13 protein-coding genes are annotated in these 12,651 nt (G+C 71.3%); 6 read left to right on the plus strand and 7 right to left on the minus strand.

All coding sequences use genetic code 11. The features are described from left to right. Positions 1-15 precede the first annotated feature (15 nt). Positions 16-1,614 carry an FAD-dependent oxidoreductase gene (locus tag ACYVLJ_RS14250; RefSeq protein WP_460438942.1) on the minus strand — a complete coding sequence of 533 codons (1,599 nt, stop codon included), beginning with the start codon at positions 1,612-1,614 and terminating at the stop codon, positions 16-18. Between the two features lie 199 nt (positions 1,615-1,813). Here ACYVLJ_RS14250 and kstD point away from each other — a divergent pair, with 199 nt between their 5' ends. The 6 genes from kstD to ACYVLJ_RS14280 are packed head-to-tail and all read left to right on the plus strand — an operon-like array spanning position 1,814 to position 7,256. Continuing rightward, positions 1,814-3,478, plus strand: a complete 1,665-nt coding sequence (kstD, locus tag ACYVLJ_RS14255; RefSeq protein ID WP_460438943.1) for a 3-oxosteroid 1-dehydrogenase — start codon at positions 1,814-1,816, stop codon at positions 3,476-3,478. Further along, entirely contained in the window at positions 3,475-4,611 is a 1,137-nt protein-coding gene (locus ACYVLJ_RS14260) for a Rieske 2Fe-2S domain-containing protein (protein ID WP_451973612.1), read from the plus strand. The genes kstD and ACYVLJ_RS14260 overlap by 4 nt, the downstream gene beginning before the upstream one ends. Beyond that, a complete protein-coding gene (locus ACYVLJ_RS14265; RefSeq protein WP_451973614.1) occupies positions 4,608-4,883 on the plus strand; it encodes a hypothetical protein in 276 nt (91 codons plus the stop codon). The genes ACYVLJ_RS14260 and ACYVLJ_RS14265 overlap by 4 nt, the downstream gene beginning before the upstream one ends. Next, on the plus strand, positions 4,876-5,907 hold the full coding sequence (locus ACYVLJ_RS14270) for a 2Fe-2S iron-sulfur cluster-binding protein (protein WP_460438944.1): 1,032 nt from the start codon (positions 4,876-4,878) through the stop codon (positions 5,905-5,907). Before ACYVLJ_RS14265 ends, ACYVLJ_RS14270 begins: the two co-directional genes overlap by 8 nt. A gap of 10 nt (positions 5,908-5,917) precedes the next feature. Continuing rightward, entirely contained in the window at positions 5,918-6,766 is an 849-nt protein-coding gene (locus ACYVLJ_RS14275) for a MaoC family protein (RefSeq protein WP_460438945.1), read from the plus strand. Positions 6,767-6,800: 34 nt separating this feature from the next. After that, a complete protein-coding gene (locus ACYVLJ_RS14280; RefSeq protein ID WP_460438946.1) occupies positions 6,801-7,256 on the plus strand; it encodes a riboflavin kinase in 456 nt (151 codons plus the stop codon). Between the two features lie 14 nt (positions 7,257-7,270). Here the strand turns inward: ACYVLJ_RS14280 and ACYVLJ_RS14285 are convergent, their stop codons facing one another. The 6 genes from ACYVLJ_RS14285 to ACYVLJ_RS14310 form a co-directional block, all read right to left on the minus strand. Further along, positions 7,271-7,816 carry a DUF5134 domain-containing protein gene (locus ACYVLJ_RS14285; RefSeq protein WP_460438947.1) on the minus strand — a complete coding sequence of 182 codons (546 nt, stop codon included), beginning with the start codon at positions 7,814-7,816 and terminating at the stop codon, positions 7,271-7,273. A gap of 75 nt (positions 7,817-7,891) precedes the next feature. Next, the gene (locus ACYVLJ_RS14290) at positions 7,892-9,079 is read right to left on the minus strand and encodes a lipid-transfer protein (protein WP_451973624.1); all 1,188 of its coding nucleotides are present in this window, start codon (positions 9,077-9,079) and stop codon (positions 7,892-7,894) included. Then, positions 9,076-9,462: a hotdog family protein gene (locus ACYVLJ_RS14295; RefSeq protein WP_460438948.1), complete on the minus strand. Its 387-nt coding sequence runs from the start codon at positions 9,460-9,462 to the stop codon at positions 9,076-9,078. The genes ACYVLJ_RS14290 and ACYVLJ_RS14295 overlap by 4 nt, the downstream gene beginning before the upstream one ends. After that, entirely contained in the window at positions 9,459-10,367 is a 909-nt protein-coding gene (locus ACYVLJ_RS14300) for a bifunctional MaoC family dehydratase N-terminal/OB-fold nucleic acid binding domain-containing protein (RefSeq protein WP_460438949.1), read from the minus strand. Before ACYVLJ_RS14300 ends, ACYVLJ_RS14295 begins: the two co-directional genes overlap by 4 nt. Then, entirely contained in the window at positions 10,364-11,518 is a 1,155-nt protein-coding gene (locus ACYVLJ_RS14305; protein WP_460438950.1) for an acyl-CoA dehydrogenase family protein, read from the minus strand. Before ACYVLJ_RS14305 ends, ACYVLJ_RS14300 begins: the two co-directional genes overlap by 4 nt. A 5-nt stretch (positions 11,519-11,523) precedes the next feature. Further along, positions 11,524-12,573, minus strand: a complete 1,050-nt coding sequence (locus ACYVLJ_RS14310) for an acyl-CoA dehydrogenase family protein (RefSeq protein WP_460438951.1) — start codon at positions 12,571-12,573, stop codon at positions 11,524-11,526. Positions 12,574-12,651 lie beyond the last annotated feature (78 nt).

A 12,651-nucleotide genomic window follows, 5' to 3' on the forward strand; every position in this document is an offset into this window, starting at 1 on the left:
GTCACTGCACAGAGACTAGAACACGTTCTCGTTTTTGTCGAGAACGCCCTGCGCCAGGGCGCTGTTGATCCCTGCCCTGCGGCCGGAAAACACGCAGTCAGCCAGGGAGAGACCGCTCACGTAGGACCTGGAACAGATTCCCACCGCGGTGCGGCCGGCGGCGTACAGCCCGGCGATCGGCGCCCCCGCGTCGTTCCGCACCGCGCCCGTGTCCTCGTCGACGACCAGGCCGCCGAGGGTGAGCATCGGCGTCGGGTAGCCCAGGTTGGGCCGCACGGAGATGTCGATCAGCGAGTACGGCGGGTGGTCCAGCCGCCGCGCGAACTCGGCGGGCTTGCCCATCGGGTCCTCGGCACCGTGGTACGCCTCGACGCTCGCGCGCAGGCCCTGGGGATCGACGCCGGCCTTGCGCGCCACCTCTTCGACGCTCGCGCCGGTCACGCGGCCGCGGCGCAGCAGATACTTCAGCTGGAGTCCCTGGAACCACTGGCTTTGCGCCTTCGTGTCGCGCCGGGCTTCGGCGACGATCGGCGCGTCGACGAGCAGCCAGCCCTTGCTCCCGTGGTCCTCGATGAGCTTCTCGCCGACGGCGGCGCCGTAGCGGGACTCGTCGATGACGCGGCGCCCCTCGACGTCGACGATGATCCCGCCGAGGAACGCGCTGGGCGGCGTGATGAACCGCCACGCCGAGATCCGGCCGAGTTCGCCGGTCGCGCCACCGGCCTCGACGCCGAGCCGCAGGCCCGAACCGTCGTCGGCGGACGTGCCGAGCGCGAGCCCGCCGCGGTACTTCGGAGCGTGCTCACGCACCAGCTCCCGGTTGGCGATGAACCCGCCCGCGGCGAGGACGACCCCGCGCCGGGCGGTGATCCGCAGCTCACGGCCGTGCGCACGCTCGAGGCGCTCGACGCGGCGGTGCAGGGACTTGCGCAGCGAGGGCACGTAGATCCCCGGCTTCGCGGCGTACCGCGCGAGCCGCCGGTGCCGGGCGCGCACGCCCGCCGGGGCGCCACGCAGCGTGTCGGCGACCAGCCCGGTGACGCGGCCGTCCTCGGTGAGCAGGCTTCGCGCGTTCGTCTGGCTCAGCACCCGGATGCCCCGCTTGCGCACGGCCTCCTCGAGGCGCGTCATGAGCATCTTTCCCGAGGTCCCGGGCCCTTTTACCCGGTGACCGCGCGGGGCGGGCTTCGCCGCGTCGCGGAAGCCGCCCGCCGCTTCGCTGCCGGAGTAGTACAGGTAGTGGGCGTCGCTCGGATAAGACGTCTTGTACGGGCAGAGGCTGCCTTCGAAGGGCACGCCGTTGCCCTCCAGCCAGGTGATCATCTCGCGGCTGCCCTCGCAGAACCGCTTCAACGTCTTCTCCGTGACGACGTCGCCGGCTTCGAGCCGAAGGTAGGCGTACATCGCGTCGACGGAGTCGTCGACGCCCGCGTCGAGCTGCTGGGCGGTGCCGCCGCCCGCGTAGACCACGCCCCCGCTGACCGCACTGGCCCCACCGCCCGCGAAGCGCTCGACGATGATGACCTCGGCGCCCGCGTCGGCCGCTTCGAGGGCGGCGCAGGCGCCGGCCGCCCCGAACCCCACGATGATGACGTCCGCGACGAGTTCGTCCATGGTCGATACCCTAGAACTGAAACACGTTCTCGTCTATGGTGAGCGAAAGCGGCTCCCAACTGGATACTCTTCTTGTGGAACACGTTATCGATATGGCCGAAAGAAGGCGGAGACGGACCGCGGCGATCCGCTCGTCGCGACGGTTTCCGCCGTGGCTGCCGGTCTCATCGACAACCATTGACGCAGCAGGTGAGGTGGCATGACGGAGCAGTTCGACGTCGTCGTCGTAGGTAGCGGCGCCGCGGGGATGACCGCCGCGCTGGCCGCGGCTCACCACGGCCTCAGCGTCGTCGTCCTCGAAAAGGCCGCCTGCTTCGGCGGCTCGACCGCGCGCTCCGGCGGCGGGGTCTGGCTGCCCGGCAACCACGCGCTGCGCGCCGCCGGGATCGACGAGCCGCCCGAGCGGGCCCACGAGTACCTGGCCTCGATCGTCGGCGACGTCGTCCCGGCCGTCCGGCGGGACACCTTCCTCGACCACGGCCCCGAGGTGCTGAAGTTCGTCTGCGACCACACGCCGCTGAAGTTCCGGTGGGTCCGCGACTACAGCGACTACCACCCCGAAGCCCCCGGCGGACGGCCCGGCGGCCGCTCGGTCGAGCCGATGGCCTTCGACGGCAAGCTGCTCGGCGACGAGCTGGCCCGCCTCGAACCGCCCTACAGCGCGCCCCCGCTCGGCGTGCCGATCACCCAGGCCGACTACCGCTGGCTGAGCCTCCTCGCGCGGCACCCGCGCGGCAGCGTCCGGCTGCTGTCCCTGGGCGTCCAGTGGCTGGCCGGGAAGCTGCGCGGACAGCGGCTGCTGAGCATGGGGCAAGCGCTTGCGGCCGGGCTTCGCGTGGGCCTGGCCAGGGCGGGCGTCGAGGTCCGGCTGAACACTCCCCTGGTCGATCTGCAGGTCGAAGGCGACCGCGTCACCGGCGTCATCACCTCCGACGGCGTCGTCGAGGCCCGGCGCGGCGTGATCCTCGCCAGCGGCGGCTTCGAGCAGAACCTCGAGATGCGCGAGAAGTACCAGCGCGCGCCGATCGGCACCGACTGGACCGTCGGCGCCGAGGCCAACACCGGCGACGGCATCACCGCGGGCCTCAAGCTCGGCGCCGCCCTCGACCTGATGGACGACGCCTGGTGGGGCCCGTCGCTGCCGCTCACCGGCGGCCCGTGGTTCGCGCTGGCCGAGCGGTCGCGGCCGCGCTCGATCATGGTCGACGCCCGCGGCGAGCGGTTCGTCAACGAGTCCGCGCCGTACGTCGAGGCCGTGCACGCGATGTACGGCCCCGGAGACGGCCCTGGTGAGCACATCCCGACCTGGCTGGTGTTCGACCAGCGCTACAAGGACCGGTACATGTTCACCGGCGTCGGGCCGCGCCAGCCGCTGCCCGGCCGCTGGTTCAAGGCCGGGATCGCGGTGAAGTCGGGTTCCCTGGCCGGCCTGGCCGAGAAGATGGACGTCCCGCCGGAGAGCTTCGAGGCGACGGTCGAGCGGTTCAACGGCTTCGCGCGCAAGGGCGTCGACGAAGACTTCCAGCGCGGCGTCAGCAAGTACGACCACTACTACGGCGACCCGCGCAACAAGCCCAACCCCAGCCTCGGCCCCCTGGACAAGGCGCCGTACTACGCGGTGAAGATCGTCCCGGGCGACCTGGGCACCAAGGGCGGGCTGCGCACCGACGAACAAGCGCGAGTCCTGCGGGAGGACGGCTCGGTCGTGCCGGGCCTGTCCGCCGCGGGCAACGTCAGCGCGGCCGTGATGGGCCGCACCTACGCCGGGCCGGGCGCGACCATCGGCCCGGCCATGGTGTTCGGCTACCTTGCGGCGACGCGGCTGGCGCACGAAGATCAAGGGACCACGGGAGGCGAGCGATGACGCAGGAGTCCGTACGCACGATCTACGCCGGTGAGCCACCGACCCGGTTCGCGCGCGGCTGGCACTGCCTCGGCCTGGCCGAGCGGTTCCGCGACGGCAAACCCCACGCCGTCACGGCGTTCGGCACGAAGCTGGTCGTGTTCGCCGACTCGAAGGGCGAGCTGAACGTCCTCGACGGCTACTGCCGGCACATGGGTGGCGACCTCACCCAGGGCAGCGTCAAGGGCGACGAGGTCGCGTGCCCGTTCCACGACTGGCGCTGGAACGGCAAGGGCAAGTGCGTCTCGATCCCCTACGCCAAGCGGGTTCCGCTGCGCGCGCGGACGCGGTCGTGGACGGCGTCCGAGCAGAACGGCCAGCTGATGGTCTGGCACGACCCGGAGGGCAACCCGCCGCCGGAGGAGCTGGCCATCCCGCGGATCGAGGCGGCCCACAGCGACGAGTGGAGCAACTGGACCTGGGACGAGATCTTCATCGACGGCTCGAACTGCCGGGAGATCATCGACAACGTCGTCGACATGGCCCACTTCTTCTACATCCACTACGCCTACCCGACGTACTTCAAGAACGTCTTCGAGGGCCACATCGCGACGCAGTACCTCAACACCAAGGGCCGCCCGGACATGGGCATGGCGTCCAACTACGGCGGCGAGGACAACCTGCTGCGGTCGGAGGCGTCGTACTTCGGGCCGTCCTACATGATCAACAAGCTGGTGAACTCGTTCCAGGGCTACGAAATCGAGAGCGTGCTCATCAACTGCCACTACCCCGTGACGCCGACGTCGTTCGTGCTGCAGTACGGCATGAAGGTCAAGAAGCAGCACGGCCTCACCGACGAGCACGCGGACAAGATCGCCGCGAAGCTCGCCAAGGGCATCGGCGCCGGCTTCCTGCAGGACGTCGAGATCTGGAAGCACAAGACCCAGATCGACAACCCGCTGCTGTGCGAAGAGGACGGTCCGGTCTACCAGCTTCGCCGGTGGTACCAGCAGTTCTACGTCGACGCCGCCGACGTCACCGACGACATGACCCGGCGGTTCGAGTTCGAAGTGGACACTTCGAAGGCGAACGAGGCGTGGGCGGCGGAGGTGGCCGAAAACCTCGCCCGGCAAAAGACCGAGGCGGAAGTGTGACGACCGCCGAGCAGGCTGCGTCCTCGGATGCGGCGGAGTTCCTCTCGGGCGGGCTGCGGCCGCACGAGTGCCGCAGCTGCGGGACCTGCGTGCTGGTGAAGAAGAACAGCATCCAGCACACGAGCATCCAGTGGACGTCCCGGCCCGCCGACACCTGCCCGGTGTTCGCCGACGCGGACGGCCCGTCGGCGCTGCTCGACACCTGCCCGAAGCTGGCCGACAGCATCGGCGACGCGGTCCGCGACGGCTCGCTGGCGGTGGCCGATGGCTGAGCGGGTCTACACGCTGACGGTCGCCGACGTCGTCGTCGAGACGCCGGACGCGCGGTCGGTGGTCTTCGAGATCCCTGCCGAGCACGCAGAAGCGTTCGCCTACACGGCGGGCCAGTTCCTGACGTTGAAGATCCCCAGCGACCGGACGGGCTCGGTGGCGCGCTGCTACTCGCTCTCGAGCGCGCCGCACGAGAACCGCGTCCAGGTGACGGTCAAGCGCACCGACGGCGGGTACGGCTCGAGCTGGGTGTGCTCGTCTTTGAAGCCGGGCATGCAGGTCGACGTGCTCGCGCCCGCCGGGGTCTTCTGCCCGGCGTCGGTCGACGAGGACTTCCTGCTCTTCGCCGGCGGCAGCGGGATCACGCCGGTGATGGCGATCCTGAAGACGGCCCTCGAGACCGGGTCCGGCCGGGTGGTGCTGGTCTACGCGAACCGTGACGAGAACTCGGTGATCTTCGCGGGCGAGCTGGCGTCGCTCGCGAAGCGCTACGGGGATCGGCTGGTCGTCGTGCACTGGCTGGAAAGCGTCCAGGGGTTGCCGGAGGTCGCCCAGCTGCGCGGGCTGGCGTCGGCGTACACGTCGCACGAGGCGTTTCTGTGCGGACCAGCGCCGTTCATGGCCGCCGCGCGCGAGGCGCTCGGGCAGCTCGGGGTGCCCCGGGACCGGGTGCACGTCGAGAAGTTCACATCGTTGACCGGCAACCCGTTCGAGTCTTCGGAGCCGGAACCCGAGCCGGAGTCGGACGAGGCACCCGCGTCGCTGACGGTGGAGCTGGACGGCGAGACGCGGTCCATGGCCTGGCCACGGCAACGGAAACTGCTGGACCACCTGCTGGACGCGGGGATGGACGCGCCGTACTCGTGCCGCGAGGGACAATGCAGCGCGTGCGCGTGCCGGGTCGTGTCGGGCGAGGTGAAGATGCTGCACAACGAGGTCCTGGACGCCGAGGACATCGCCGACGGGATCGTGCTGGCCTGCCAGTCGCTGCCGGTCACCGACGACGTCTCGATCAGCTACGAATAGGAGTCCCCGCGTGCCCATCGACCCGGACGTCGCGATCGGTGCCGAGATCGGCGAGGTGAACTTCGCCTGGACGTCGTCGGACGTGCTGCTCTACCACCTGGCCCTGGGCGCCGGCCCGGACGAGCTGCGGTACACCTACGAGCAGGACCTGGTGGTGCTGCCGACGTTCGCGACGGTGGCGGCGAACCTGCGCGTGTTCGACCCGCCCGCGGTGTCGTTCCCCGGCGTCGAGATCGACCTCGCGAAGGTGCTGCACGGCAAGCAGGAGATCACCCTGCACCGGCCGATCCCGACGTCGGGCAAGGCGGTCGCCCGGTCACGGATCGCGGACGTCTTCGACAAGGGCAAAGCCGCGGTCGTGGTCCAGGAGGTCGCGGTGACGTCGTCGTCCGGTGATCCACTGTGGACGGCCCGGTCGAGCATCTTCGCCCGCGGCGAGGGTGGTTTCGGCGGTTCGCGCGGGCCGTCGGACCGCATCGAGTGGCCCACCCGCGCTCCCGATGTGGTTTTGGACGTGCCGACGCTGCCGCAGCAGGCGCTGCTGTACCGGCTGTGCGGCGACCGGAACCCGCTGCACGCGGACCCGGCGTTCGCCCGCGCGGCGGGGTTCGACCAGCCGATCCTGCACGGGCTGTGCACGTACGGGATCGTCGCGCGGGTGCTGGTCAACGAGTTCCTGGACGGCGACCCGGCGCGGGTGGCGTCGTTCGCGACGAAGTTCGCGGGCGTGGTGTTCCCCGGCGAGACGCTGCGCGTCCGGGTGTGGCGCTCGCCCGACCGGTTGCTCGTGACGACCTCGGCGGTGGAGCGCGACGACGCCCCGGTGCTGGCGGACACCGTGCTGGTGCCCACTTCGTGAGAACGTCCCGGCCGTCGCCCGCTACCGTGGAGGGGTGACTTCGGAATACTTCGTGGTGCGGGGCACCGTCGAGCACGGCGACGAGCGCGGCCGTGAACTGGGCTTTCCCACGGCGAACATCGCGTTGCGCGACCAGGCCGGATCCCTCGGCGACGGCGTCTGGGCGGGCTGGGTCCGCCGCGCGGACGGCACGGACGTCCCGGCGGCCATCTCGGTCGGCCGCCGCCCGACGTACTACGGAGCGGACGGCTACCGCCTGCTGGAGGCCCACCTGCTGGACTTCACGGGCGACCTGTACGACGAGACCCTGGTGGTCTGGCTCGGCTCCCACATGCGTGAGCAGCAGAAGTACGCCTCGGCGGAGGACCTGATCACGGCACTGAAGAACGACATCACCGCGGCCACGCAGTGGGCGGCGGACCACCCGCCCTCGGCCCTCCCGGAGGCGGGGGAAAGCCCGCTGGGCGAGGTCCGCAAGGTCACGGCCTGAGCGGTCTCACGACGTCAGAGGGCCGAGGCCAGGAGCAGGTAGCCCATTCCGGCGCCCATCACCACCCGGCAGGCCGCGCGGGACGTCTGGCCCGAACCCGACGGCACGGCCGCGCCGCGGACCACGACGACGCCCGTCCACGCCGCGTCCACCACGAAGTAGCCCGCCGCCAGGACCGCGACCAGCGGCAGCGCCAGCCGGGCGTCCATTGTGGACATCGTCAGCCACGGGCCGTGGTCCATGCCGGCGTGGGGCATCGCCGTGACCATGTACAGCATCGCCGCCGCCGAGAGCGCGTGGTGGGCGCAGCCCGCGCCGCCCCGCCACCAGGCCGCCGCGAACCAGCCCGCCGTCAGCACCAGCACCGCCTGCCAGCCCGCCGCCGGGATCGGGCCGCCGACCGGCGACAGCATCGCCACCATCGCCACCACCAGCAGCAGCTCCGCCAGGTCGCCGTGCCGGACGCCGTGGCCCAGGCGCGCGTAGTCGAGCCGCACCAGGCGCAGCACGCACGGCAGCGCCAGCGCCGCGAACACCGCGGTGAGCACCCAGTCGACCATCCTCAGCGAGGACCTCACTCTGCGTCGCGGACAGGTCCTTCCACCGTGACATCCGCGACGACCGAGCACCAGCCGTCAATGAGGTGACGCGCGTCGGTCACCCGTCAGGACGAGCCCGCTCGTCGGCACCCCGGTGCCCGCCGTGACCAGCACCTTCGCCGCGCCCGCGACCTGGTTGACCGCCGTCCCGCGCACCTGCCGGACGGCCTCCGCGATGCCGTTCATGCCGTGGATGTAGGCCTCGCCGAGCTGGCCGCCGTGCGGGTTCAGCGGCAGCCTCCCGTCGAGCTCCAGCGCGCCGTCGGCGATGAAGTCCTTCGCCTCGCCGCGCCCGCAGAAGCCCAGCTCCTCGAGCTGCATCAGGACATACGGCGTGAAGTGGTCATACAGCACCGCGACGTCCACATCGGACGGTCCGAGCCCGGACTGCCCCCACAGTTGCCGCCCGACGACGCCCATCTCCGGCAGCGCGGCCAGGTCGTCGCGGTAGTAGCTGGTCATCACGTACTGGTCCGGCCCGCTCCCCTGCGCCGCCGCCGCGATCACCGCCGGCGGCTGCGCGAGGTCACGGGCCCGTTCGACGCTGGTGACGACCAGTGCCACGCCGCCGTCGCTCTCCTGGCAGCAGTCGAGCAGGTGCAGGGGCTCGGCCACCCACCGTGACGACTGGTGCTCCTCGAGGGTGATCGGCCGGTCGTGGAACCACGCGTTCGGGTTGGTCGCCGCGTGCTTGCGGTCGATCACGGCGACGCGGCCGAAGTCCTCGCTCGTCGCGCCGTAGTCGTGCAGGTACCGCTGGGCGACCATGGCCACGGTCGCCGCCGGGGTCGCGATGCCCATCGGGTAGTGGAACGCGTTGTCCACGCCGGACGAGTTGACCTGCCCGGCCGCGGCGGACGACACCTGGCCGAACCGCATCCCCGACCGTTCGTTGAACGCGCGGTACGCGACGACGACGTCCGCGACGCCGGTCGCCACCGCCATCGCGGCCTGCTGCACGGTGGCCGCCGCGGCGCCGCCGCCGTAGTGGATGCGGCTGAAGAACTTCAGTTCGGGGATGCCCAGTTCCCGCGCCACCGCGATCTCGGCGTTGCCGTCCATGGTGAACGACACGAGCCCGTCCACATCGGACGCCGTGAGCCCCGCGTCCGCGAGCGCGTGGGAGATGCATTCGGCCGCCAGCCGCAGTTCGCTGCGCCCGGAGTCCTTCGAGAACTCCGTCGCGCCGATACCGGCGATGGCCGCCTTGCCCGAGAGCGTCACGGCAGGGTCACCTCCACGGTCCCGGCGACGTGCTCGCCGAGACTGTCCACAGCGGACACTTCCACCACGACGTCGTCGCCGTCGACAGCCACGACCCGGCCGGTGAACGTCAGGGTTTCGTAGGCGTAGCACGGCACACCGAGCCGGATCTTGATCGACCGGATCAGCGCCTCCGGCCCGGCCCACCCCGAGACGAACCGCTGCACCAGGCCGGTGTCGGTGAGGATGTTGAGGAAGATGTCCTTCGAGCCGCGCGCCACGGCCGAATCGCGGTCGTGGTGGACGTCCTGGAAGTCCCGGGTGGCCAGCGCGGTGCTGACCACGAACGTCGGCGTCACGTCGATGGTCAGCGGCGGCAGCTCGGCCCCGGCGGTGACGGTCATCGGGCCACCTTCCACGCGGGCAGCGTCAGGTCGTCGTCGACCCGGACGAACGCCGCCACCACCGGAAGTCCGATGTGGACTTCGTCCGGCGACGCGTCCAGCAGTTCGGCCAGCACGCGGACCCCTTCTTCCAGCTCCACCAGCGCCACCACGAACGGCAGCTCCTTGCCCGGCACGGGCGGGTGGTGGTGCACGACGTACGAGAACACGGTGCCGCGGCCACTGGCGACGACGTAGTCCGACTTGGTGTCGAGCGCGCCGTCCGGCGGCATCGGCCCGGGCGGGTGCCGCACCGTCTCACCCCACCGCTGGATGCGCAGCTCCCCCGCCTTGAGGCCGTCCCAGAAGAACTCGGTGTCCTTGCTGATCACCGGCCGCAGCACCGGCGCCGGTGGCGGTTCCGGTGCGGGCGGCCGGAACTTGAGGACGCGGAACATCATCTCCGCGACGGCTTCGTCCTCGACGTACCAGGTCATCCGGGTGGTGACGAACCAGCCCTCGCCCAGCGCCGTCCTCTTCGGACCGACGACGCTCTCGAGCGCCGTCCGCGCCTCGACCTGTTCGCCCGGACGCAGGTACCGGTGGTAGGTCTGCTCGGAGTTCGTCGCGACGACGGAGGTGAACCCGGCCTCGTCGAGCAGTTCCATCATCAGGCCGAGCGGGTCGTCGCTGCCGCGCGGGACGTTCAGGCCGCCCATCGTCCACACCTGCGCCATCGCGGGCGGCGCGACCAGTCCCTTGTGGACGCTGTTCGCGGCGAACTCCGGGTCGGTGTAGACCGGGTTGTCGTCCCCGATCGCCTCGACCCAGTTGTTCACCATGGCCTGGTTCACCGGGTCACGCGCCAGGCGTGGCGCGCATTCGCCGCGCGCGGCGATCTCGGCGGCGGTTTCTTCGATGGTCATCGCGGCACCCTCGGCAGACCCAGGCCGATCGACGCGATCAGCTCCCGTTGGATTTCGCTGACGCCCCCGCCGAACGTCAGCACGATGTTGCGCTTGGCCGAGACGTCCAGCCATTCGGCCAGCTCGGCGGTGTCCGGATCGGACAGGTCGCCGTGCCGCGCGACGAGCTCCTCGAGGTCCCGGCCGATCCGCTGGATGACCTCCGAGCTGAACACCTTGGTCGCCGACGCGTCCCCGACCCCGACCGGCGCGGTCGCCGAGGACACCGCGACCTGCCAGTTCAGCAGCTCGTTCACCCGCGTCACCGCCATCGCCTCGGCCAGCACGGCCCGGACGTCGGCGAGGTCCAGCAGCCCGTGCGCCGCGGCCCAGGCGCGCACGCGGTCGTGGAGCCCGCCGATCCGCCCGGCCGGGCCGAGCATGACGCGCTCGTGGTTGAGCTGCGTCGTGATCAGCCGCCAGCCCTCGTTTTCCTTGCCCACCAGGCGGTTCACCGGCACGCGAACGTCCGAGTAGTACGTCGCGTTGACGTGGTGGGCGCCGTCGCAGGTGATGATCGGCGTCCACGAGTAGCCGGGGTCGCTCGTGTCCATGATGAGGATCGAGATGCCCTTGTGCCGCGGCGCGTCCGGCGCGGTCCGCACCGCGAGCCAGACGTAGTCGGCGTCGTGGCCGCCGGTGGTGAAGATCTTCTGGCCGTTGACGACGTACTCGTCGCCGTCGCGCACGGCCGTCGTCCGCAACGCCGCGAGGTCGGTGCCCGCCTCCGGCTCGGTGTACCCGATCGCGAAGTGGATCTCGCCGGCCAGGATTTTCGGCAGGAAGAAGGACTTCTGCTCATCGGTGCCGAACTGCTGCAGTGTCGGCCCGACGGTCTGCAGCGTCACCGACGGCAGCTGGACGTCGGCGCGCGCGGCCTCGTCGACGAACAGGTGCTGTTCGATCTCGCCGAAGCCCTGCCCGCCGTACTCGACGGGCCAGCCGACGCCGAGCCGGCCGTCGCGGCCCATCCGGCGGACGATCTCGCGGAAGATCGGCCCGTGCCGCTCGCGCCGCATGGCCTGGCGTTCTTCGGGACTGATCAGCCCGGCGAAGTACTCGCACAGCTCGGCACGCAGGTCCTTCTGCGCCGCGGTCAGTTCGACGTGCATCCCGCTCACCCCGCCACTCGTTCGCCGAGCCTGCCGAGCCGGTGCGCGGCGCCCCCGAGCGCCCGGCCGAGGTCCTTCACCGCCGACGAATACCGGTGCAGCGGATAGGTTTCGTCCACGCCGACGCCGCCGTGCAGGTGGTGGCACGTCGCCAGGGCCTCCGGTGCCCGCGAGGCGAGCCAGTAGGCGGCGATGTCCAGTTCGGCGTCCGCGTCGAGGCCGGCCGAGAGCCGCCACACCGCGGACGTCACGGCCAGGTGGACGGTCCGCGCGGCCACGTAGACGTCGGCGATCTGGCCCGCCACCGCCTGGAACGTCGCGAGCGGGCGGCCGAACTGCGTGCGCTCGCCGACGTGCTTCACGGTCAGCGCCAGCGCCCCGGCGACCAGGCCGTCGCCGAGCGCGAGGGCCCCGGCCAGGGCGAACCGGTGCAGGACCGCGACGGCGCCCTGGTCGGCCAGCAGGTCGGCCTCCTCGGCGGCGACGTCGTCGAGCCGCACCGTGCACTCCGGGCTCCCCGCGGAATTCGGCGTCCGGACCAGCGTGACGCCGTCGGCGCGCGGGTCGACGAGGTAGACGGCGGTGCCGTGCGGGGTGGACACCGGCGTCAGGATCCGGGTGGCCTCGGCGGCGTACGGCACGGCGGTCTTGACGCCGTTGAGCAGCCACTTCCCGTCTCGCGCCCGGGCGGTGGTGGCGGGCCGCGCGGTCAGGGGCGAGGACGGCTCGTGCAGGGCCGCGGTGAGCAGTGCCTCCCCCGCCGCGACCGGCGGCAACAGCTCGGCACGCTGCCCGGGCGTGCCCAGCGTCTCGAGCGGCAGGACGCCGAGCGCGAGGGCCGCGTAGGCGGGCACCGGCGCGGCGGCCCGGCCGACCTCGGTGAGGACCTGCGCGACCTCGGCGACGCCCAGGCCGTCGCCCTCCAGGTCCGGGGGCAGGGCGAGCGCCAGCAGGCCCGAAGACGCGAGGGCGCGCCACGGGTCGTCTCCGGCGCCCAGCACCTTCGCGGCGAGGGCGGCGATCTCCGTCTGCGTATCGTCAAGGCTGAAATCCACGCCTGTCCTCCGGATCGGCGCAATACTGAAACCTGTTCTAGTCTTAACCGGAAACACCCTGCACGGCAACCCCTGCGG

Source organism: Amycolatopsis stemonae, from assembly GCF_054781455.1.

Bases quoted from the DNA above. Each gene is read 5' to 3' on its own strand.
- ACYVLJ_RS14250 (WP_460438942.1), bottom strand. From the start codon at position 1,614: ATGGACGAACTCGTCGCGGACGTCATCATCGTGGGGTTCGGGGCGGCC.
- kstD (WP_460438943.1), top strand. From the start codon at position 1,814: ATGACGGAGCAGTTCGACGTCGTCGTCGTAGGTAGCGGCGCCGCGGGG.
- ACYVLJ_RS14260 (WP_451973612.1), top strand. From the start codon at position 3,475: ATGACGCAGGAGTCCGTACGCACGATCTACGCCGGTGAGCCACCGACC.
- ACYVLJ_RS14270 (WP_460438944.1), top strand. From the start codon at position 4,876: ATGGCTGAGCGGGTCTACACGCTGACGGTCGCCGACGTCGTCGTCGAG.
- ACYVLJ_RS14285 (WP_460438947.1), bottom strand. From the start codon at position 7,816: ATGGTCGACTGGGTGCTCACCGCGGTGTTCGCGGCGCTGGCGCTGCCG.
- ACYVLJ_RS14295 (WP_460438948.1), bottom strand. From the start codon at position 9,462: ATGACCGTCACCGCCGGGGCCGAGCTGCCGCCGCTGACCATCGACGTG.
- ACYVLJ_RS14300 (WP_460438949.1), bottom strand. From the start codon at position 10,367: ATGACCATCGAAGAAACCGCCGCCGAGATCGCCGCGCGCGGCGAATGC.
- ACYVLJ_RS14305 (WP_460438950.1), bottom strand. From the start codon at position 11,518: ATGCACGTCGAACTGACCGCGGCGCAGAAGGACCTGCGTGCCGAGCTG.